Source organism: Pseudomonas sp. P7758, assembly GCF_013386485.1.
Lineage (GTDB): Bacteria > Pseudomonadota > Gammaproteobacteria > Pseudomonadales > Pseudomonadaceae > Aquipseudomonas.
The window spans coordinates 26,089-47,609 of sequence record NZ_JACARS010000072.1 but is presented as its reverse complement, the minus strand read 5'-3'; the positions used below and the strand labels follow the sequence as shown (position 1 = coordinate 47,609).

16 protein-coding genes are annotated in these 21,521 nt (G+C 62.1%); 7 read left to right on the top strand and 9 right to left on the bottom strand.

Annotated features, from left to right (window positions below; genetic code table 11):
* Positions 1-244: hypothetical protein (locus tag HX873_RS16465; RefSeq protein ID WP_102606462.1), on the bottom strand; the 244-nt coding region annotated here is incomplete at its 3' end.
* A gap of 236 nt (positions 245-480) precedes the next feature.
* Between HX873_RS16465 and HX873_RS16460 the strand changes: the two genes are divergently transcribed.
* Together HX873_RS16460 and HX873_RS16455 are read left to right on the top strand one after the other, a co-directional pair.
* A complete protein-coding gene (locus HX873_RS16460) occupies positions 481-1,779 on the top strand; it encodes a hypothetical protein (protein ID WP_003210581.1) in 1,299 nt (432 codons plus the stop codon).
* Positions 1,772-2,560 (top strand): VacJ family lipoprotein, encoded by a 789-nt coding sequence (locus HX873_RS16455; protein ID WP_003210582.1) that lies wholly within the window; start codon positions 1,772-1,774, stop codon positions 2,558-2,560. The genes HX873_RS16460 and HX873_RS16455 overlap by 8 nt, the downstream gene beginning before the upstream one ends.
* A 30-nt stretch (positions 2,561-2,590) precedes the next feature.
* Here the strand turns inward: HX873_RS16455 and HX873_RS16450 are convergent, their stop codons facing one another.
* The 7 genes from HX873_RS16450 to HX873_RS16420 form a co-directional block, all read right to left on the bottom strand.
* On the bottom strand, positions 2,591-4,582 hold the full coding sequence (locus HX873_RS16450) for an FUSC family protein (protein WP_177035109.1): 1,992 nt from the start codon (positions 4,580-4,582) through the stop codon (positions 2,591-2,593).
* A gap of 71 nt (positions 4,583-4,653) precedes the next feature.
* Entirely contained in the window at positions 4,654-5,637 is a 984-nt protein-coding gene (locus HX873_RS16445) for a GlxA family transcriptional regulator (RefSeq protein WP_177122909.1), read from the bottom strand.
* A 34-nt stretch (positions 5,638-5,671) separates the two neighbouring features.
* Positions 5,672-6,577 carry a DUF808 domain-containing protein gene (locus HX873_RS16440; protein WP_177008362.1) on the bottom strand — a complete coding sequence of 302 codons (906 nt, stop codon included), beginning with the start codon at positions 6,575-6,577 and terminating at the stop codon, positions 5,672-5,674.
* 66 nt (positions 6,578-6,643) lie between these two features.
* Positions 6,644-8,065 carry an efflux transporter outer membrane subunit gene (locus HX873_RS16435; protein WP_177122908.1) on the bottom strand — a complete coding sequence of 474 codons (1,422 nt, stop codon included), beginning with the start codon at positions 8,063-8,065 and terminating at the stop codon, positions 6,644-6,646.
* Positions 8,062-11,187: an efflux RND transporter permease subunit gene (locus tag HX873_RS16430; RefSeq protein WP_177122910.1), complete on the bottom strand. Its 3,126-nt coding sequence runs from the start codon at positions 11,185-11,187 to the stop codon at positions 8,062-8,064. Before HX873_RS16430 ends, HX873_RS16435 begins: the two co-directional genes overlap by 4 nt.
* Positions 11,188-11,192: 5 nt before the next feature.
* On the bottom strand, positions 11,193-14,255 hold the full coding sequence (locus HX873_RS16425; protein WP_177019606.1) for an efflux RND transporter permease subunit: 3,063 nt from the start codon (positions 14,253-14,255) through the stop codon (positions 11,193-11,195).
* A 13-nt stretch (positions 14,256-14,268) separates the two neighbouring features.
* Entirely contained in the window at positions 14,269-15,396 is a 1,128-nt protein-coding gene (locus HX873_RS16420; protein ID WP_177122907.1) for an efflux RND transporter periplasmic adaptor subunit, read from the bottom strand.
* A gap of 241 nt (positions 15,397-15,637) precedes the next feature.
* Here HX873_RS16420 and HX873_RS16415 point away from each other — a divergent pair, with 241 nt between their 5' ends.
* Positions 15,638-16,243 (top strand): TetR/AcrR family transcriptional regulator, encoded by a 606-nt coding sequence (locus HX873_RS16415; protein WP_003210590.1) that lies wholly within the window; start codon positions 15,638-15,640, stop codon positions 16,241-16,243.
* A gap of 211 nt (positions 16,244-16,454) precedes the next feature.
* Positions 16,455-16,913, top strand: a complete 459-nt coding sequence (locus HX873_RS16410) for a transposase (protein ID WP_003210591.1) — start codon at positions 16,455-16,457, stop codon at positions 16,911-16,913.
* A 126-nt stretch (positions 16,914-17,039) separates the two neighbouring features.
* Here HX873_RS16410 and HX873_RS16405 read toward each other — a convergent pair whose 3' ends face one another.
* A complete protein-coding gene (locus HX873_RS16405; protein ID WP_003210592.1) occupies positions 17,040-17,480 on the bottom strand; it encodes a heme-binding protein in 441 nt (146 codons plus the stop codon).
* Positions 17,481-17,747: 267 nt separating this feature from the next.
* Here HX873_RS16405 and gcl point away from each other — a divergent pair, with 267 nt between their 5' ends.
* The 3 genes from gcl to HX873_RS16390 all read left to right on the top strand — a co-directional run bounded on the left by gcl (position 17,748) and on the right by HX873_RS16390 (position 21,383).
* Positions 17,748-19,523, top strand: coding sequence for a glyoxylate carboligase (gcl, locus tag HX873_RS16400; RefSeq protein WP_003210593.1), 1,776 nt, complete (start codon positions 17,748-17,750; stop codon positions 19,521-19,523).
* A 10-nt stretch (positions 19,524-19,533) separates the two neighbouring features.
* Positions 19,534-20,316: a hydroxypyruvate isomerase gene (gene hyi, locus HX873_RS16395; protein WP_003210594.1), complete on the top strand. Its 783-nt coding sequence runs from the start codon at positions 19,534-19,536 to the stop codon at positions 20,314-20,316.
* Between the two features lie 176 nt (positions 20,317-20,492).
* The gene (locus tag HX873_RS16390) at positions 20,493-21,383 is read left to right on the top strand and encodes a 2-hydroxy-3-oxopropionate reductase (RefSeq protein WP_003210595.1); all 891 of its coding nucleotides are present in this window, start codon (positions 20,493-20,495) and stop codon (positions 21,381-21,383) included.
* Positions 21,384-21,521: the final 138 nt, after the last annotated feature.

The following is a 21,521-nucleotide window of genomic DNA, read 5'->3' as shown; positions in this document are numbered from 1 at the left end:
ACCCGGCCCGGCCCGGCACGAAAAACGCCAGCACCGCAGTGACCAGCGCCGCCCAGCCCAGCACCTTGAAGTGAATCATCAACCCCAGGTTGGAACGCACCTGGCATTCCCAGCGGCTGGCTTCGTCAGCGCAAATGCCCACCCAACGGCCATCCTCCATGAATCCGTAACGCGCGCCATAACTGGCGGCCAGCCAAAGCGGCAGGGCAATAAGCAACAGGATCAGCGGAAAACGGCGGGACATGGGGCACTCCGATAGGCGAAAACGGCGCCCAGCTTAATCCCCCGGTGGCCGTTGGCAAGTTTTGCAAACAGATAAGTGTTCATTAAGGCGTGCCAAAGTGTATCGTCTCGCTACTATTACCCCGATTCCGACGTTTTTTCCGACTTTTAGTGCCGAAGGCTGGCACTTCGGCAGCAACGCGGTGGTCATAGCCTGCGAACTCCACTTCAGCACGTTTTCCTCTTAGGGATTTAGTCATGCTCCGTTCCTTGCGCTGTGCGGCCCTGTTGGGCAGCCTTTTTCTGAGTGCGTCAGCACTGGCGGTCGATATCGACCAGGCCAGCTATGGCTACCCTTTGACCAACCCGTTTGAAGCGACCATCGCCACCACCCCGCCGAACCTGCGGCCGGAACTGCCATCGGACGATCAAATCAATCAGTCCGACTACACCCTGACGATGCGTCCCGAGCGCGAGTTCAGCCTGCCTGACAACTTCTGGGCGGTGAAGAAACTCACCTACCGCATCGCCAAGCAGGACCGTGCCGCACCGCTGATCTTCCTGATCGCCGGCACCGGCGCACGCTTTGACAGCACCATCAACGAATACCTGAAAAAGCTCTACTACAAGGCCGGTTACCACGTCGTCCAGCTGTCGTCCCCCACCAGCTTCGACTTCATCGCCGCCGCCTCGCGCTTCGCCACTCCCGGCATCAGCCAGGAAGACGCCGAAGACATGTACCGCGTGATGCAGGCCGTACGCGCGCAAAACCCGACGCTGCCCGTGACCGACTTCTACCTCACCGGCTACAGCCTCGGCGCCCTCGACGCAGCCTTTGTCAGCAAGCTGGATGAAACCCGTCGCAGCTTCAACTTCAAGAAAGTCCTGCTGCTGAACCCGCCGGTCAACCTCTATACCTCGATCACCAACCTCGACAAGCTGGTGCAGACCGAGGTGAAGGGCATCAACAACAGCACCACCTTCTATGAGCTGGTGTTGAACAAGCTGACCCGCTACTTCCAGCAAAAGGGCTACATCGACCTCAACGATGCCCTGCTCTACGACTTCCAGAACTCCAAGGAACACCTGACCAACGAACAGATGGCGATGCTGATCGGCACTTCGTTCCGCTTCTCGGCGGCCGACATTGCCTTCACCTCGGACCTGATCAACCGTCGCGGCCTGATCATCCCGCCCAAGTACCCGATCAGCGAAGGCACCAGCCTCACGCCGTTCCTCAAGCGTGCGCTGCAGTGCGACTTCGACTGCTACCTCACCGAACAGGTGATCCCGATGTGGCGCGCCCGTTCCGACGGCGGCAGCCTGCTGCAACTGGTTGACCAGGTCAGCCTGTATGCCCTCAAGGACTACCTGCACGACAGCCCGAAAATCGCCGTCATGCACAACGCCGACGACGTGATCCTGGGCCCGGGCGACCTTGGCTTCCTGCGTAAAACCTTCGGCGATCGCTTGACCGTCTACCCCCTGGGCGGCCATTGCGGCAACCTCAACTACCGCGTCAACGCCGACGCCATGCTGGAGTTCTTCCGTGGCTAAATATCTTCTGCTGCTCGCCGCCCTGATGTGCGCGGGCGTGGCCAATGCCGACAACAGCAAGGCTCACACGCCAACCGTAGTGGACTCCGACGGCTTCAAGGAGCCCCTGAGCCACCTCAAGTTCAACCCTGGCCTGGACCAGCGTGAGTTCGAGCGCTCGTCGGTCAACGCGCTGAATGTCTACGACCCGCTGGAGTCGTGGAACCGCCGGGTCTACCACTTCAACTACCGCTTCGACCAGTGGGTGTTCCTGCCCGTGGTGGACGGTTACCGCTATGTCACCCCGAGCTTCCTGCGTACCGGCGTCAGCAACTTCTTCAACAACCTCGGGGATGTACCCAACCTGCTGAACAGCCTGCTGCAGCTCAAGGGCCATCGTTCCCTGGAAACCACCGGCCGCCTGCTGCTCAACACCACCATCGGCATCGCCGGTCTGTGGGACCCGGCCACCGCCATGGGCCTGCCGCGCCAGAGCGAAGACTTCGGCCAGACCCTGGGCTTCTACGGTGTACCGGGCGGCGCCTACCTGGTGCTGCCGCTGTTTGGTCCGTCGAACCTGCGGGATACCACCGGCCTGCTGGTGGACTACGGCGCCGAGACCGAGATCAACTTCCTGAACGTGTCCAAGGTCAGCGAAAACCACCCGGAAATCTGGGCCCTGCGCGCCGTCGACAAGCGCTACCAGACCAGCTTCCGCTACGGCCAGATGAACTCGCCGTTCGAGTATGAAAAGGTGCGCTACGTGTACACCGAGGCGCGCAAGTTGCAGATCGCCGAGTAATACCCCGTGTAGGCGCTGGCTTGCCAGCGCCTACACCCCCCGCCGACACCACTTACGCCACGTAAACCGCAATTGCAGTACCGCCGCCCTGGCCATTTCCCGATCCTGCTCCGCCAATCCCGAAGGCTGTTCAAGCGCTTCAAGCATCGCAACGCTGGCCGCATCCATCAGCGACTCATTCGCCACGCTCGGCCCCCCCTCCTCCAACACCGACTCCAATGCCCGCAAATAGCGATCGCGCTCAATCGCCAACGCACCCCGGCTGTCCGCCAGGCAGGCGCGCAACTCCAGCAACTCATCCCCCAGGTCCAGCCCCAGCAATCCGTTATCCCAGTGGACACGGCGATCGGCAGGCAAGGTTTCGCTGTAGCGCGACAGGCGAATCAGCCGGTCCGCCATGCGCCCGCCAAACCAGCTTTCAGCCTGCTCCAGGGGACGGGAAGTCAATTGCGCCAGGTCGAACAGCGACGCCTTGAACATCCGCCGATAGTGATGCTCGCCGGGATTGAGTTGGATCAGCCGAAACACCACCACGGCAATCCCGACACCCACCAGCGTCGCGATGGCCTTGTTGAGGAACGCGGCGAAGTCATAGGTCATCACATTGCTGGGCCCGACGTTGTTGACGAAAAAGATGCAGAACGCCGAGGCCGTGGCCGCCAGCTTGAGGCGGCTCATGCACAATGAGGCGAAAAACAGCGGCACTCCCAACGCCAGGCATAACAGGGGAAAGCCATCGAAGCCGGGCAACAGCACGAAGCACACAAAACCGGCCACCGGGATCGACAGCGCTATGCCCTTGAGGAAATTCAGGCTGGAGGCCGACGGGTTTTCCCGCGCTGCAAACAGGCTCAACACCACGCCACAAATCGATACCGCGCCCAAACCCGAAGGCCATGCCGTAAAGATCCAGAACGCCGCGACCGCCAGAAACGCCAACGCACTGCGCAGCCCGCCAAGCACCCCCTGCTCGATATCCCGGTGCCAGGACATCGCCCCCGGTGCGCCGGGCGGCACCCTGCCCTGCTCGACCGCCGACAGCGTCAATGCACCCAGCTCAATCAAGCGCAACACCTGCGCCAGTTGCACCAGGCAAAAGTGCGCCTCCTGGCCAAGCTGCGGATCCTGCAACGCCAGGCCAAGCCGTTGTGACAACTCGGGCAGTTCATCAAGACGCTCCTGCTGCAACGCCGAAGCCACCGCTTCAATCAGTGGCCCGACCGCCGCCGTTTCATCGAGCATCATCCGCTGGCGCGCCACGCCCCGCGCCGCCCGCAGCAGGCTAAGCAGATCACGGCTGAGCACCCGCAAGGCCTGGGAGCGGCGCCGGCCCTTGGGCCCTTCAAACCAGGCATGGTCGCGCTGGCTGTCCACCGCCACCAGGCGGCTCAATGCTTCGAGCAAGCCTTTACGCTGGTCGGTACCCAACAGCTCCGAAGCGGCAGCCCGCACCCCGGCCTGCCAGGCGGCGCGCGCCTGAACCGCCAGCACCTGCTCGACCCGGCGCGGCCACAGAATCGTACTGGCGATGGAGGCACAAAGAATCCCCAGGCTGATCTCCTGGCAGCGTGCCACCGCCTCATCGAACACTCCCAGCGGTGCCGCCGTAGCGGGTAGCGCAATAATCGCCGTGGTGTACCCCGCCAGCACAAACCCATAGGACGCATGATTGCGCAGCAAGGATGCCCCCGTGGTGCAGAACGCCAGCCACAGCGCCATGCACAGCAGGAACAGCAGCGGCGCCTGGCCAAACACGCCGATCATCGCAATGGAAACCATGGCCCCGACAAACGTACCCACCAGCCGATAGGCGCCTTTGGCCAGGACCATGCCGCTGGTGGACTGGCCCACGATAAATACGGTGGTCAGGGCCCATTGCGGTTGCTGCAAGTCAAAACAGAAGGCCAGGTACAACGCGACCCCGCCGGCGATCATGTTGCGCAAGGCAAACAGCAGATCGCTACGGGACGGGGTCAACGTCGCCTGCCAGAAATCAGGGAGCTGGAAGGTGGAGGATTTCATTAAACCCACATATAGATAGCAAGCTAATGATTAGCATCGTATCTATATTTGTGGCGAATGCCAATCTCAGGCTATTTGACCAGGCGCTTTTCCTTGGATGGCCTGTAGCCAAAGTAGGCGCTGTAGCACTTGCTGAAATGGCTCGGCGAGACAAACCCGCAGGCCACCAGCACGTCCACCTGGGACAGCTCGGTGTGTTGCAGCAGCCGACGGGCCTCGGTGATGCGCAGTTCCAGGTAATAACGCTGGGGCGTGGTGCCAAGCTGCTCCTTGAACAAACGCTCCAACTGGCGTCGGGAACGGCCCGCATAAACGGCCAGTTGCTCAAGCTCCAGAGGCTCTTCGAGGTTGGCGTCCATCAGGTTGACCACCTCGCGCAGGGGCGCGCTCAAGCACACGTTTTCCGTGGGTTTCACCCGCCGGTAGCGCGACTCCTCAAACGCCAGGATGTCCTCGATCCCCTCCACAAGCGCTTTGCCGTACAGCCCCTTGATCCAGTCCAGCGCCATATGAAACGCACCGGAAGGGCTCGATGCCGTCAGCCGGTCGCGATCAATCACATAGGGTTCGCTGCTGACCTGCGTCGCCTTGCAGAAATCAGCGAGGGCCGGGCGATGTTCCGGGTGCACGGCGCAGCGGTAGCCGCCCATCAATCCCGCACGCCCCAGGAACCACGCACCATTCCACAAACCGGCCAGGCTCACACCCTGCTCCGAGGCGCTTTTCAGCAGGTGGATAAACTCCTCCGCAGCCTTCAGTTCAGTGCGATAGCCACCGCATATCACCAACAGGTCCAACGCTTTAAGCACCGAAGACTCAAGCCGCGCATCGGGCCGGATCACCAGCCCCAGGTCACTGATCACCTCGCCTTCCCGCAAGCCGAAGGTCGAGGTAGAAAAAGAAGCGGGCCGCAGCAGGTTGGCGGTGATCAGCGTATCCAGCGCCTGGGTAAACGCCGGCAGCGAGAAATGTTCGAGCAACACAAATCCCGCACGCACCGTCTGACGGGCCTCGCCGGGATTTTCATTCAGGTAGCGGAGGTTTTTGCCTTTCATGCCCCCGCTGAATTGCCGTCGCTCGATCAAATGCCTATGCCCTCACACGCTTCCAGAGGTTACCCACCACGCTGACCACCGCCAACACCACGGCCCCGGCAATGATCCCCGCCACGGCATTGAGCAACGTCGGCATCAACCACGCCAGGCCGCCAGTACTCTGGCTCACGGTCTCGATCCAGTGATGCACCACCGGCACACCATGGGTCAGGATGCCACCGCCGACCATGAACATCGCCGCCGTACCGATCACCGACAGGCTTTTCATCATGTACGGCGCCGCCCGCAGGATCGCCCCGCCAATGCTGCGCGCCGCCTGGCCGGGCTTCTGGGTGAGCCACAGGCCCAGGTCATCGAGTTTGACGATACCCGCCACCAGGCCGTAGACACCGATGGTCATGACGATGGCGATACCCGACAACACGATCACTTGCTGCATCAGCGGCGCATCGGCCACGGTGCCGAGGGTGATGGCGATGATTTCGGCGGAGAGGATGAAGTCGGTACGGATCGCGCCCTTGATCTTGTCCTTCTCGAAGGCCACCAGGTCCGTGGCCGGATCCGCCACGGCTTCCACCAGGTGCGCCTGCTCTTCGGTGCGCTTGTGGAAGAAGCTATGGGCGAGTTTTTCGAAGCCCTCAAAACACAAATAAGCGCCGCCCAGCATCAACAGCGGTGTCACCGCCCACGGCGCAAATGCGCTGATCAGCAACGCAGCCGGCACCAGGATCAGCTTGTTGACGAACGATCCCTTGGCCACCGCCCACACCACCGGGATTTCCCGCTCGGCGCGCACCCCGGAGACTTGCTGGGCATTCAACGCCAGGTCATCCCCCAACACGCCGGCGGTTTTCTTCGCGGCCATCTTGGTCATCAACGCCACATCATCGAGCACCGCGGCGATGTCGTCGATCAATACCAGCAAACTGCTTCCTGCCATGGCTCAGGCTTCCGTGATTCAAAGTGCGCCGAGAATAACGCGGCGCACACCGGGTTAGCGAGCCGTTCAGCGCGCAGGCGTTTGCCAGCCCCCGCCAAGGCTCTGGATCAGCGCCACACTGCCCTGGCTGAGCTGGCCCTGGGTGTCGCGAAGATTTTGCTCGGCTTGCAGCAACACCAGTTGCTGGGTCAGCACGGCCTCCTGGCTCACGGTGCCGGCGCGCAACTGTGCTTCCTGGCTGCCGAACAGTTGCTGATTACGCTGGTACACCTGCTGGAACGCATCGGCCTGGGTTTGCAGGTGGTTGATTGCCGACAGGTTGTCTTCAACGTTCTGCAAGGCGCTGAGCACGGTGCCCTTGTAGGTCGCGGCGATCTGGTCATAGCTGGCCTCGGCCTGCTTGACCGCCGCTTCGCGGGCGCCGCCATCGAACAGGGTTTCCGCCAGCGCCGGCCCCAACGTCCAGATGCGATTGGGCAGGGAGAACAACCCGCCCAACGCACTGCCGCGGTAACCGGCTTCGGCAGTCAGATCCAGCGTAGGGAAGAACGCAGCTTCGGCCACGCCGATTTTCGCGTTGGCCGCCGCTGCCGAGCGCTCCGCCGCCACCACATCGGGACGCCGTTGCAGCAGGGTCGACGGCAAGGTCAACGGTGGCCGCGGGACCACGAAGCTGTAGTCATTGCGCACCGCCACGCTGAATTCACTCGGCGCCACGCCCACCAGCACGGCCAGCGCGTGTTCGTATTGCTCGCGGTCGCGCAGGGAGGTCTGCAAGTCGGCAATCGAAGTGGTCAACTGGTCCTGCGCCACCAGCAACTGGTCGTTGGTGGCGACGCCCTGGGTGAACTGCACCTGGATCATGTCCAGCAGTTGCTGGTTGATCTTCTGTTGTTGCTGCAACAGGCGCACGTCGATGTCCATCTGCCGCAGGGCGAGGTAGTTACTCGCCACGCTGGAACTGATGGACAGCCGCACCCCGGCCAGCAACGCATCCGATTGCTGGGCCGTCGCCTGGCTGGACTCTATCCCGCGCCGCACCAGGCCCCACAGGTCCGGCTCCCAACTGGCGGTCAAGGTTGCGCTGACGCTGTTCGCGACGCCGCCCGTCGTGGTGCCTGTAGTCGACGTACCGCTGCCGCTGCCCGCCGTTCCCCGCGAACCCGACAACCCCACGCCCACCGTCGGCCACAAACCGGCCCGGCTGGACGCTACCTGCGCCTGAGCCAAACGGTACGCGGCCTCCGCCGCGATGATCGACTGGTTGGCCTTGGCCGAGCGCGCCACCAAATCGTTCAGTACCGGATCCTGATAAGCCAGCCACCACTGACTGTCCATCGCCCCCTGGGGGTTGGCCGCCGCACGCTGCCACTGCGCGCCTTCCTTGAAGGTCTGCGGCAGCTCCATGGCGGGCTTCTGGTAATCAGGCCCGACCATGCAGCCGCCGAGCAGCAGGCTGATGCAAAGCACGCTGTATTTCACGTTCATAACCTTGCTTCCTTACGCCGACCCAGGCGCTGTGACGCCCGGTCGAGCCACAGGTAGATCACCGGGGTGGTGTACAGCGTCAGCACCTGGCTGAACAGCAGGCCACCAATAATCGAAATCCCCAACGGCCGGCGCAACTCAGAGCCATAACCGGTGCCGAGCACCAGCGGCAGCGCGCCAAGGATCGCCGCCAGGGTCGTCATCATGATCGGCCGGAAACGGATCAGGCACGCTCGGCGAATCGCTTCCTTGGCCGTGAGGCCGAACTCCCGCCGCTCGGTGATCGCGAAGTCGATCATCATGATCGCGTTTTTCTTCACGATGCCAATCAACAGAATCACCCCCACCAGCGCAATGATCGACAGCTCGGTGCCGGTCAGCAGCAAGGCGATCAACGCACCGACGCCGGCCGAGGGCAAGGTCGAAAGAATGGTCAGCGGGTGCGTCAGGTTTTCGTAGAGGATGCCCAGCACGATATACACGCACAGCAACGCAGCGACGATCAGCAGCGGCTCACTGGCCACCGACGACTGGAACACCTGGGCCGTACCGGCAAACTGGCCGACCACACTGGCGGGCATGCGCAGTTGCTTCACCGCATCGTCCACCATCGCCGTGGCCTGGCCGATGGACGTGCCGGGCGCCAGGTTGAACGAGACTGTCACCGCCGGGAACGTGCCCTGGTGACTGATGGAAATTGCAGTGCGCGCCACCGTGTTATCCGCCAGTGCCGAGAGTGGCACCAGGGTCTGCCCGGTGGTCAGGTTGGGCGCCGCCGTGGTGCCCTTGGTGGTCGTGGCCTGGGTGCCCGTCGGCACATAAATGCCCTTGAGCGCGGAAGGGTCGGTCCAGTATTCCGGCGCGATTTCCATCACCACGTGGTACTGGTTGGCCGCGCGATACAGAGTCGCGACCTGGCGCTGGCCAAAGGCGTCGTACAGCGTCTGGTCGACCGCCGAGACACTCACCCCGAGGCGCGCCGCCGTATCCCGGTTGATTTGCACATTGGCCAGCAAGCTGTTGTCTTGCTGGTCGGTATTGAGGTCGGTGAGTTGCGGCAATTTGCGCAGCACCGCCACCACCTTGGGCACCCATTCGTCCAGCGACTCCTGGTCATCGGCGGTCAGGGTGTATTGGTATTGCGCGCCACTTTGCCGGCCACCCACGGTGATGTCCTGGGCCGACTGCAAATACAGCTTGGTGCCCGGCAAGTCGCCGAGGCTGCGGCGGATCTGGCCGATGATTTCGGTGGCGTTGTCCTTGCGCTCGCCCAAGGGCTTGAGCAATACAAACATCTGCGCGCTGTTGACCGCCCCGCCGCCCCCTCCGCCACCGCCGACAAACCCGGCGACGGTTTCGATGTTCGGGTTTTTCATCACCTTGCGGTTGATCTCGGTGAAGTCCTTCTGCATCGCCCCATAGGAAATGCTCTGGTTCGCCAGGATGCTACCCTGCAAGCGCCCGGTGTCTTCCTGGGGGAAAAAACCCTTGGGCACCAGCACGTACAACACGCCGGCGAGCACGATCACCAACACCGTCACAAAACCCATCAGCACCGTATGGTCGATCACCCAACCGAGGGTGCGATCGTAGAAGCGGTGAAAGCGCGAGTCCGGGTGTTCATTGCCTTCATGAATCGCTTTCGGCGCGCGCAGCAGCACGCTGGCGAGCATCGGTGTAACCGTCAGCGAGATCAGCATCGAGATCACAATGGCCACCGACAACGACACCGAAAACTCGCGGAACAGGCGCCCGACAATCCCGCCCATCAGCAGCAGCGGAATAAACACCGCCACCAGCGACACGCTGATAGTCAGTACCGTGAAGCCGACTTCCTGGGCACCGGCCAGCGCCGCTTCCACCCGGGTCTTGCCGCGCTCCAGGTGGCGCATGATGTTTTCCACCACCACAATCGCATCGTCCACCACAAAGCCGGTGGAAATCGTCAGCGCCATGAGTGACAGGTTGTTCAGGCTGTAGCCGAGGAAGTACATCGCGCCGAAGGTGCCGAGCAGCGACAGCGGCACCACAATCGCCGGCACCAGGGTGCTGCGCCAGTCGCGGAAGAAGCCGAAGGTCACCAGGGTCACCAGCAGGATCGACACCAGCAACGTGATCTCGACGTCATGCAACGAGGCGCGAATGGTGGTGGTGCGGTCCATCAGCAGGTTGAGCTTGATCGTCGCCGGAATCGAGCTTTGCAGGAACGGCAGCGAGGCCTTCACCGCGTCCACCGTCTCGATCACATTGGCGCCCGGCTGCTTGAACACCACCAGCAATACCGCCGGCTTGCCGTTGGACAGGCCGAAGTTGCGCAGGTCCTGCACGTCTTCGCGCACGTAGCCCAGGTCGGCGATATGGATCAGGTCGCCGTCGTGGGCCTTGACCACCAGCGGCCCGTAGTCCTTTTCATCGAGCAACTGGTCATTCGCCGCAATACCGTAGTTACGGTCGCCGATGGCCACGTTGCCCTTGGGCAAGTTGACGTTGGAGGCGTTGATCACCTGGCGCACCTGCTCCAGGCTGACGCCGTACTGGTTGAGCCGATCGGGGTTCAATTCCACCCGCACCGCCGGCAGCGCGCCGCCGCCCACCGTCACGTCACCGACCCCGGTGGTCTGCAACAACTTCTGCTCCAACAGGGTCGAGGCCACGTCATACATCTGCCCCGGCGTGGCGCTGTCGGAGGTCAGGCTGATGATCAGAATCGGCGAATCCGCCGGGTTGACCTTGCGGTACGTCGGGTTGCCGGACAGGTCGCTGGGCAGGTTGCTGCGGGCGGCATTGATCGCCGCCTGCACATCCCGCGCGGCGCCGTCGATGTCGCGATTCAGGTCGAACTGCAAAATGATCCGCGCCGAGCCCAAGCTGCTGGACGAGGTCATCTGCGTGACCCCGGCAATCTGCCCGAACTGGCGCTCCAGGGGCGTGGCCACTGAACTGGCGACGGTGGTCGGATCGGCGCCGGGCAACGAGGCGCTGACGCTGATGGTCGGGAAATCCACCTCCGGCAACGGCGCCACCGGCAACAGCATGAAGGCCAGCGCGCCAAACAGCGCGAGGCCGGCCGCCATCAAGGTGGTTGCAATCGGGCGGCGAACAAACGGCGCGCTGAGGTTCATTGCCATCAGACCGCTTCAGCCGGGCGGCGGCTGAAGCGCTGCCCCAGGCCGTGCATGGCGAGAAAGATCACCGGCGTGGAAAACAGCGTCAGCAACTGACTGAGCAACAACCCGCCGATAATCGCGATGCCCAGCGGGTGACGCAGCTCCGAACCAATCCCCGTACCGAGCGCCAGCGGCACGGCGCCGAACAGCGACGCCATGCTGGTCATCAGGATCGGCCGGAACCGCAACTCTGCCGCCTGGCGGATCGCGGCCGTGGGGCTCAGGCCGCCCTCGCGTAACAACTCCAGGGCAAAGTCGACCATCATGATGCCGTTTTTCATCACGATGCCGATCAGCAGCACAATGCCGATCAATCCGATAATGTCGAACTGTGTGCCGGTCACCAGCAGTGCCAGCAAGGCCCCGAGCGCTGCCGAGAGCAGCGTCGAAAGGATCGTCACCGGGTGCACGAAGCTTTCGTACAGAATCCCCAGCATCAGGTACACCACCACAATCGCCGCCACCACCAGGAATACCTGGTTGGACAGCGACTGTTCGAACGTCGCCGCCGCGCCTTCCAGGTTGGCCTGCACCGACAGCGGCAAGCCGACCTTGGCCTCGATGTCCTTGAGCCGCGTCACTGCCGTGCCAAGGGTCTGGCCCGGAGCAAGGTTGAACGACACGTCGGCATACGGAAACTGACCCAGGCGGTTGATGGTCACGGGCGTGCGCACCACCTGCAGGGTCGCCATGCTCGACAGCGGCGCCACACCGCCACCGGGAATGTCCACGTACAACCCGGTGAGCAGGTCCGGCAAGTTGCGCGGCGGATGGTCGGTGGCGATCACCACGTGGTACTGGTTGAGCTGGGTGTAGATCGTCGAGACCTGGCGCTGGCCGAAGGCGTCATACAGCACATCGTCAATCGCCTGGGGCGTGATACCCAGGCGCGAGGCGGTGGCGCGGTCAAAGGTCAGCTGGATCTGATTGCCGAATTGCATCGCCTGGCTTTGCACGTCGGTGAACATCGGGTCTTGCTTGATCGCCGCCAGCAGCTTGGTGGTCCACGTTTCCAGCTCGTCCGGATCGGTGGCTTGCAGGCCCAGGCGGTAGCTGGTGGTGGACACCGTGGCGTCGAGGGTCAGGTCCTGTACCGAGTGCAGGTACAGGCGGATCCCGGCGTCGTCGGCGTTGGCATCGGAGAGCCGGCGGATCACCTCGGTGGCACTGTCACGCTCGCCGCGCGGCTTGAGGTTGATCAGCAGGTTGCCCTGGTTGATGGTCGGGTTGGTCTGGTCGATACCCACAAAGGACGACAAGCTTTGCACCGCCGGGTCCTTGAGGATTCGCGCGGCCAGGCGCTGTTGTTCGGTCTGCATCTGCTGGAACGAAACCGTCGGCGCCGCCTGGGAAATACCCTGGATCAGCCCGGTGTCCTGGTCGGGGAAAAAGCCCTTGGGCATGATCACCAGAATCATCAGGGTCAGCGCGGCGGTGAGCGCTATCGAGATCAGGGTCAAGGTGCGGTGCGCCAACACCCAGTCAAGGCCACGCACGTAGTGGGTGTTGATGCGGTCGAAGAAATCCGCGCGGCGTTCCTGGTGCTTATTCTTGAGCATCCGCGCGCACATCATCGGCGTGAGCGTCAGGGAGATGAACGCCGAGATAACGATGGTCACGGCCACGGTCATGGCGAATTCGCGGAACAGCCGGCCGACCACATCGCCCATGAACAGCAGCGGGATCATCACTGCAATCAGCGCAATCGACAGCGAAATAATCGTGAAGCCGATTTGCTCCGACCCCTTGAGCGCCGCCTCCAGCGGCGAGTCGCCCGCCTCGATATAGCGTGTGATGTTTTCGATCATCACGATGGCGTCGTCCACCACGAATCCGATGGCGATAGTCAGCGCCATCAGTGTCAGGTTGTTCAGGGAAAAGCCCAGCGCATAAGCCACCGCCAGGGTGCCCACCAGCGTCAGCGGCACGGTGACTGCCGGAATAACCGTCGCCGCAACGTCGCGCAGGAAAATGAAAATCACGATCACCACCAGCAGCACCGCCACCGCCAGTTCGTACTGCACATCGGTGACCGAGGCGCGGATGGTTTGCGTGCGGTCGGTCAGCACATCGACCTTCAAGGTACCCGGCAAACTGGCCCGCAGCTTGGGCAGCAATTGCTGCACGCGGTCGACCACCTGGATCACGTTGGCGCCGGGCTGGCGCTGGATGTTCAGCACAATCGACGGCGTGCTGTTGGTCCACGCAGCCTGACGCGGGTTCTCCGGGCCCTGGGTGGAACTGGCGATCTGCGACAGGCGAATCGGCGCGCCATTTTTATAGGCGATCACCAGGTCGCGGTATTCCTCGGCCGATTGCAGCTGGTCGTTGGCACCAATCGAATACGCCTGGAACTTGCCGTCGATATTGCCCTTGGCCTGGTTGACGTTGGCCGTGCCGAGGGAGGTGCGCAGGTCATCAATGGACAGGCCGAGGCTATTGAGCGCCGAGGTATTCGCCTCGACCCGCACCGCCGGGCGCTGACCGCCGCTGATGGTCACCAGGCCGACGCCAGTGATCTGCGAGATCTTCTGCGCCAGCCGTGTATCCGCCAGGTCCTCGACCTTGGTCAGCGGCAACACATCGGAGGTCAGGGACAGGGTCAGCACCGGCGCATCCGCCGGATTGACCTTGCTGTATACCGGTGGGTACGGCAGGTTGGCCGGCAGGAAGGTGCCGGCGGCGTTGATCGCGGCCTGCACTTCCTGCTCTGCCACGTCCAGGGACAGCGACAGGTCGAATTGCAGGGTCACCACCGAAGCGCCGTCGGAGCTGGTGGAGTTCATCGACTTGAGGCCCGGCATCTCGCCGAGCTGGCGCTCCAGCGGCGCGGTGATCGAGGAGCTGACCACGTCCGGGCTGGCGCCGGGGTATTGGGTGAAGACCTGAATGGTCGGGTAGTCGACTTCAGGCAACGCCGACACCGACAACAGGTGATACCCCAACATGCCCAGCAACAGCACCGCGACCATCATCAAGGTGGTGGCGACGGGACGTTCGATAAAGGGCCGCGAAATGTTCATGCTCGGCAGCTCCTCACTGGGCGACGACCTTCACGGCCGAACCGTCATCCAGTTTGTCGGCGCCTTCGGTGATCACCTGCTCGCCTGGCTTGACCCCGTTTTCGAGCACCGCCGACACATCGCCCATCGATGGGCCGGTCTTGATGTTGCGCAGGCTGGCCTTGTCGCCATTCACCACGAACACAAAATCGCCCTGGCTGCCATGCTGGATCGCCCGGGTGGGCACCACGGCAACCTGGGCCAGGGTGTCGGCCTTCAGGCGCGCATTGACGAACTGGTTGGGGAACAGCGCACTGCCCGAATCATCGAACTGCGCCTTGACCTTGATGGTGCCGGTGGAGGTGTCTACCTGGTTGTCCAGGGCCAACAGGCTGCCGGTGGCCAGCAGGGCTTTCTTGTTGCGGTCGTAGGCCAGCACCGTCACGGCGCCACGGCCCAGTGCCTGGTTGATAGCGCCCAAGTCGTCCTCGGGGACCGCGAACACCACGGTGGCCGGGTTCATCTGGGTAATCACCACGATGCCGGTGGTGCTGGTGGTGGTGACGTAATTGCCGGGGTCGACCAGGCGCAGGCCCACCACACCGTCGACCGGCGAAGTGATGGTGCAGTAGCCGACCTGCACTTCAAGGTTCTGCACATTGCCCTGGTCGGCGGCCACGGTGCCCAGTTGTTGCTGGACCAAGGACGCCTGGGTGTCGACGGTTTGCTGGCTGGTAGAACCGGCCTTGACCAGTTCGCGGTAGCGCACCAGATCGCGCTGAGCATTGCTCAACACAGCCTGGTCGTGGGCCAGGGTACCCTTGGCCACGGCCAGTTGGGCCTTGAGGGCGCGGTCATCGATCCGCGCAATCACCTGGCCCTTGCTGACGTGCTGGCCTTCCTTGAATTCCACGCTGCTGAGGATGCCATCGACCTGGGTGACCACGGTCACACTGCGGGTGGGGGTGACGGTTCCGAGGGCATCGATATACACCGGCACGTCCTGCAACACCACCGGCACCACGGCCACCGGTTCGCCGGTGACGGCCGGCCGGCCTTTGTGCCCGCCTGCAAAGAAGTGCAAACCCAGGGCAATCAACAACGCTACCAGTAACAACGTGCCAACGGCCCAGGCGAACGTACGTCGTCTGCTTTTCTCCACGGGTTTCTCTCTCGAACGCCGAAAACAGGAAGCGGTGGCCAGGCTAAATGGCCGCTCGCTGCCTGAACTCTAGCAGCGCGCTGGAGCTGTGCCTGTACGACCGTGAATGCGTTCAGCATCAAGACAGACAAAGTCAGCTGGGCGCCCCGCCATGCAAGGGCTGCGGCGGGATTCTTGAGCCCTGCGCAAAGCCGGTGCTACCATGCCAGACCGCCTGTCTTGGCAAGGAACCTCCTGGTCTATGAGCACCATTCGCGAGCGCAACAAAGAACTGATCCTGCGGGCTGCCAGTGAGGAGTTTGCCGACAAGGGCTTCGCCGCGACCAAAACCAGCGACATCGCCGCCAAGGCCGGGCTGCCCAAGCCCAACGTCTACTACTACTTCAAGTCCAAGGACAACCTCTATCGCGAGGTGCTCGAAAGCATTATCGAGCCGATCCTGGCGGCCTCCACACCGTTCAATCCTGATGGCGACCCTTCGGCCGTGCTGAGCGGGTACATCCGCTCGAAGATCTGCATCTCCCGGGATTTGCCGTTTGCCTCGAAAGTGTTTGCCAGTGAGATCATGCACGGCGCCCCGCATTTGAGCCCCGAGCAGGTGGAACAGCTGAATGCCCAGGCCAAGCACAACATCGACTGCATCCAGAGCTGGGTGGACCGTGGGCTGATTGCGCCGATTGATCCGCATCACCTGATGTTCAGCATTTGGGCGGCGACGCAGACGTATGCGGATTTTGACTGGCAGATTTCGGCGGTGACCGGGAAGGCGAAGTTGGATGAAGCGGATTATGAGGCGGCGGCGCAGACGATTATTCGGTTGGTGTTGAAGGGGTGTGAGCGGGACTGATAGACCGCAGCGTCTTCAAGATTCGCGAGCAAGCCCGCTCCCACATTTGAATTTGTGCCAGACATAAATTGTTTAAACGCCGCAGATCCAATGTGGGAGCGGGCTTGCTCGCGAAAGCGCCCTCCCAGACACATCCTGCACAAAGCCAAACCATCATCTCCAGATTCCCCGATCTAGCCTCTCAGAACCCCACCTGAAGAGAGGCAAAGGAATGCCTGATCCAGCTGCTTCACATCGCCTGCGCATCGGGCGATTCAGCGAATCCAACCGTATTTACCTGATCACCACCAATACCCACGAACGTGTGCCAATCTTCAGTGACTTTTACCTGGATCGGCTGGTGGTCTGGCAATTCCGGCTCGCCCAATACCAAGGGTTGGCGAAGTCCCTGGCCTGGGTGGTCATGCCCGACCACTTTCACTGGTTGATTGAGCTGCAAAAAGGCTCATTGGGAGACCTGATGTGCCAGGTGAAGTCCAAAAGCACTCGAACCGTTAATGGCGCAACGGGCCGCAAAGGGCGGCTATGGCAAACCAGCTTTCATGATCGTGCGCTGCGCAAGGACGATGACTTGGTGAAGATGGCTCGGTATGTCGTGGCCAACCCATTAAGAGCAGGGTTGGTGGAGCGGATTGGCGACTATCCGCTGTGGGATGCGGTTTGGGTTTAGGTCCGGGACCGAGTCGCCCCTTTCGCGGGCAAGCCCGCTCCCACATTTGACCGAGTTCCAGCCTTGGAATGCAGTCAAATGTGGGAGCGGGCTTGCTCGCGAAGAGGCCCGACCAGTCACCTCACATCAAGCAGTAACCCCCGCATCCGCCAACAACCCCAACCCCTCGATCGCACTGATCGCACACTGCTCGTCAATATCCGACGTATCCCCGCTGATCCCGATCGCGCCCAGCACCACACCCGCCTGATCCCGGATCAACACCCCGCCCGGTGCCGGCACCACGCTGCCCTGCCCCAGGCTGTTCAACGCGGCAATAAACGCCGGCCGTTGCTGTGCGTCCAGCGCCAGCAAGCGCGAGCCCTTGCCCAGGGCTATCGCACCCCAGGCCTTGCCAATCGCGATCTGCGGGCGCAGCAGGCTCGCGCCATCCTCGCGCTGCAACGTTATCAAATGCCCGCCGCTGTCGAGTACCGCAACGGTCAGCGGTGCCGCCGAAATGGTGCGGCCTGCCGCGATGGCGTGGCTGGCCAGGTTGACTGCGACTTTCAAGGTTAAAGCGCTCATGGGTGCCGTCCTTATCTTGTTATGGGAAAGCCGTGGGGCTCTGTCTGATCAGAAGCTCGATCAAACAAATAGAACACAATAGATTTATTTTTTGTATACAATATTTCGAAACATACGCACCGCACGTCGAAATATTCCCGTCCATAAGCCTTCCGACGAACGTAAAGGCCACCCAAGAAAATGGATTGACCTGCCCCGCTCGCCGTGAATACACTTCGGACCAACACCACTTGTATACAATTACAAAACGCAAGAGGCACCAAAACCATGAGCAAAATGAGAGCAATCGAAGCCGCTGTCCTGGTGATGCGCCGTGAAGGGGTCGACACCGCCTTCGGTATCCCGGGCGCCGCGATCAACCCGCTGTATTCGGCCTTGCAGAAGGTCGGTGGCATCGATCACGTCCTTGCTCGCCACGTTGAAGGCGCCTCGCACATGGCCGAGGGCTACACCCGCACCAAGGCCGGCAATATCGGCGTGTGCATCGGCACCTCGGGCCCGGCGGGCACCGACATGGTTACCGGCCTGTACAGCGCCTCGGCGGACTCGATCCCGATCCTGTGCATCACCGGCCAGGCGCCACGGGCACGCATGCACAAGGAAGACTTCCAGGCTGTCGACATCACCAGCATCGTCAAGCCGGTGACCAAGTGGGCGACCACCGTCCTGGAACCCGGCCAGGTGCCGTATGCCTTCCAGAAGGCCTTCTATGAAATGCGCTCCGGCCGCCCGGGCCCGGTGCTGATCGACCTGCCATTCGACGTACAAATGGCCGAGATCGAATTTGACATCGACGCCTACCAACCACTGCCCCTGGCCAAGCCTTTGGCGACCCGCATCCAGGTGGAAAAAGCCCTGGCCCTGCTGGACCAGGCCGAGCGCCCATTGCTGGTGAGCGGTGGTGGCGTGATCAACGCCGACGCCAGCGAACTGCTGGTGGAATTCGCCGAGTTGACCGGCATCCCGGTGATCCCGACCCTGATGGGCTGGGGCACGATCCCGGACGATCACCCGCAGATGGTGGGCATGGTCGGCCTGCAAACGTCCCACCGCTATGGCAACGCCACGATGTTGAAATCGGACGTGGTGCTGGGCATCGGTAACCGCTGGGCCAACCGTCACACCGGTTCGGTGGAGGTGTACACCGAGGGCCGAAAATTCATTCACGTGGACATCGAGCCGACGCAAATCGGCCGCGTGTTCACCCCGGACCTGGGCATCGTTTCCGACGCCGGCTCTGCATTGACCATGTTCATTGAAGTGGCCCGCGAGTGGAAAGCCGCCGGCAAGCTCAAGGACCGCAGCGCCTGGCTCCACGATTGCCAGCAGCGCAAGGCCACCCTGCACCGCAAGACCCACTTCGACAACGTGCCGGTCAAGCCGCAACGGGTGTACGAAGAGATGAACCAGGTGTTCGGCAAAGACACCTGCTACGTCAGCACCATCGGCCTGTCGCAGATTGCCGGCGCGCAGTTCCTGCACGTCTACAAACCACGCCACTGGATCAACTGCGGCCAGGCCGGCCCGCTCGGCTGGACCATTCCGGCGGCACTGGGTGTGGTCAAGGCGGACCCGACCCGCAACGTCGTGGCACTGTCCGGCGACTATGACTTCCAGTTCATGATCGAAGAGCTGGCCGTGGGCGCACAGTTCAAGCTGCCGTACATCCACGTGGTGGTGAACAACTCCTACCTGGGGCTGATCCGCCAGGCCCAGCGCGGGTTTGAAATGGACTACTGCGTGCAGCTGTCCTTCGACAACCTCAACGCACCGGAACTCAACGGTTACGGCGTCGACCACGTGGCCGTCGCCGAAGGCCTGGGTTGCAAGGCCCTGCGGGTGTTCGAGCCGGGACAGATCCAGCCGGCACTGCGCAAGGCCCAGGAAATGATCGAAGAATTCAAGGTTCCGGTGATCGTTGAGATTATTCTGGAACGGGTGACCAATATTTCCATGGGCACCGAGATCAACGCCGTCAACGAATTCGAAGATCTGGCACTGGTGGGCAACGACGCGCCGACTGCCATTTCACTGCTCGATTAAGGAGAACCCCATGCCGCGTTTTGCCGCCAACCTGTCCATGCTGTTTACCGAACAGGACTTTCTTGCCCGTTTCAAAGCCGCCGCCGATGCGGGGTTCAGTGGTGTGGAATACCTGTTTCCCTATGAATTCAGCTCAGCTGAAATCAAGGCGCAACTCGATGCCCACGGCCTGACCCAAGTGCTGTTCAACCTGCCGGCCGGTGACTGGGCCAAGGGCGAACGCGGCCTGGCCTGCCACCCGGACCGGGTCGAGGAGTTCCGTGCCGGGGTCAACCTGGCCATCGCCTACGCCCAGGTACTGGGCAATACCCAGGTCAACTGCCTGGCGGGGATTCGCCCGGCCGGCGTGGATGACGCGACGCTTGAAAAAACCTTCGTCGCCAACCTCAAGTACGCCGCCGACAAGCTGCAGGCGGTAGGCATCAAGCTTGTGATGGAGATGATCAATACCCGCGACATCCCGGGCTTCTACCTGAACAACACGGCGCAGGCCCTGTCGATTCGCGAGCAGGTAGGCAGTGCCAACCTGTTCCTGCAATACGACATCTATCACATGCAAATCATGGAAGGCGACCTGGCCCGCACCATGGCTGCGCACCTGGGTGAGATCAACCACATCCAGCTGGCGGACAACCCGGGGCGCAACGAGCCGGGGACCGGTGAGATCAACTACCGCTTCCTGTTCGAACATTTGGACCGCATCGGTTATCAGGGTTGGGTCGGCTGTGAGTACAAACCGTTGACCACCACCGAAGCGGGTTTGGGTTGGCTCAAAAGCCACAACGCGATCTAACTGAACAAACACAGCACCCAATGTGGGAGCGGGCTTGCTCGCGAAAGCGGTGGATCAGTCGACATCAATGCTGAATGTCGGCCCCCATTCGCGAGCAAGCCCGCTCCCACAGTGGATCTCCTGTGTTTAGCAGGCCGCGCCAGGCCTGCACACCTAACAATAAGAGGATTTTCGTCATGGCTAAAATCGGATTTATCGGCACCGGCATCATGGGCCAACCCATGGCTGCCAACCTGCAAAAGGCCGGTCACCAACTGTTTCTTTCCGAGCATCACGGCAAGGCGCCGGCTGAACTGATCAGCGCTGGTGCGGTGGCCCTGGCCAACCCGCAGCAAGTGGCCCAGGAAGCCGAATTCATCATCGTCATGGTGCCCGACACTCCGCAGGTCGATGATGTGCTATTCCGCGCCGACGGCGTTGCCGCAGGCCTTGGGCCGAACAAAGTGGTGATCGACATGAGTTCGATCTCGCCCACCGCCACCAAGGCCTTCGCCGCGAAGATCAACGAGACCGGCGCACGCTACCTCGACGCCCCGGTGTCCGGTGGTGAAGTCGGTGCCAAGGCCGGCACCCTGAGCATCATGATCGGCGGCGACCCGCACACCTTCGAACGCGCCCTGCCGCTGTTCCAGGCCATGGGCAAGAACATCACCCTGGTGGGCGGCAATGGCGATGGCCAGACCGCCAAGGTGGCCAACCAGATCATCGTTGCGTTGAACATCCAGGCGGTGGCGGAAGCGCTGCTGTTCGCCTCGAAGAACGGCGCCGACCCGGCCAAGGTGCGTGAAGCACTGATGGGGGGTTTTGCTTCGTCGAAAATCCTCGAAGTGCATGGCGAGCGCATGATCAAGGGCACCTTCGATCCGGGCTTCCGCATCAACCTGCACCAGAAGGATCTGAACCTGGCCCTGGCCGGTGCCAAGGAGCTGGGGATCAACCTGCCGAACACCGCCGGCACGCAGCAGGTGTTCAGCACCTGCACCGCCATCGGTGGCGGCAACTGGGACCACTCGGCGCTGATCAAGGGCCTGGAACATATGGCGAATTTTTCGATTCGCGATAAATAAACCCCGTTGAAATGCGATCGAATGTGGGAGCGGGCTTGCTCGCGAAAGCGGTGTATCAGTCAGCATGGATGTCGAATGGTAGACCGCTTTCGCGAGCAAGCCCGCTCCCACATTTTTGACCGCATTTCACATCGAATT

Coding starts and splice junctions, on each gene's coding strand:
- HX873_RS16460 (WP_003210581.1), top strand. CDS start 481: ATGCTCCGTTCCTTGCGCTGTGCGGCCCTGTTGGGCAGCCTTTTTCTG.
- HX873_RS16450 (WP_177035109.1), bottom strand. CDS start 4,582: ATGAAATCCTCCACCTTCCAGCTCCCTGATTTCTGGCAGGCGACGTTG.
- HX873_RS16445 (WP_177122909.1), bottom strand. CDS start 5,637: ATGAAAGGCAAAAACCTCCGCTACCTGAATGAAAATCCCGGCGAGGCC.
- HX873_RS16440 (WP_177008362.1), bottom strand. CDS start 6,577: ATGGCAGGAAGCAGTTTGCTGGTATTGATCGACGACATCGCCGCGGTG.
- HX873_RS16435 (WP_177122908.1), bottom strand. CDS start 8,065: ATGAACGTGAAATACAGCGTGCTTTGCATCAGCCTGCTGCTCGGCGGC.
- HX873_RS16430 (WP_177122910.1), bottom strand. CDS start 11,187: ATGAACCTCAGCGCGCCGTTTGTTCGCCGCCCGATTGCAACCACCTTG.
- HX873_RS16425 (WP_177019606.1), bottom strand. CDS start 14,255: ATGAACATTTCGCGGCCCTTTATCGAACGTCCCGTCGCCACCACCTTG.
- HX873_RS16415 (WP_003210590.1), top strand. CDS start 15,638: ATGAGCACCATTCGCGAGCGCAACAAAGAACTGATCCTGCGGGCTGCC.
- HX873_RS16410 (WP_003210591.1), top strand. CDS start 16,455: ATGCCTGATCCAGCTGCTTCACATCGCCTGCGCATCGGGCGATTCAGC.
- HX873_RS16405 (WP_003210592.1), bottom strand. CDS start 17,480: ATGAGCGCTTTAACCTTGAAAGTCGCAGTCAACCTGGCCAGCCACGCC.
- gcl (WP_003210593.1), top strand. CDS start 17,748: ATGAGCAAAATGAGAGCAATCGAAGCCGCTGTCCTGGTGATGCGCCGT.
- hyi (WP_003210594.1), top strand. CDS start 19,534: ATGCCGCGTTTTGCCGCCAACCTGTCCATGCTGTTTACCGAACAGGAC.
- HX873_RS16390 (WP_003210595.1), top strand. CDS start 20,493: ATGGCTAAAATCGGATTTATCGGCACCGGCATCATGGGCCAACCCATG.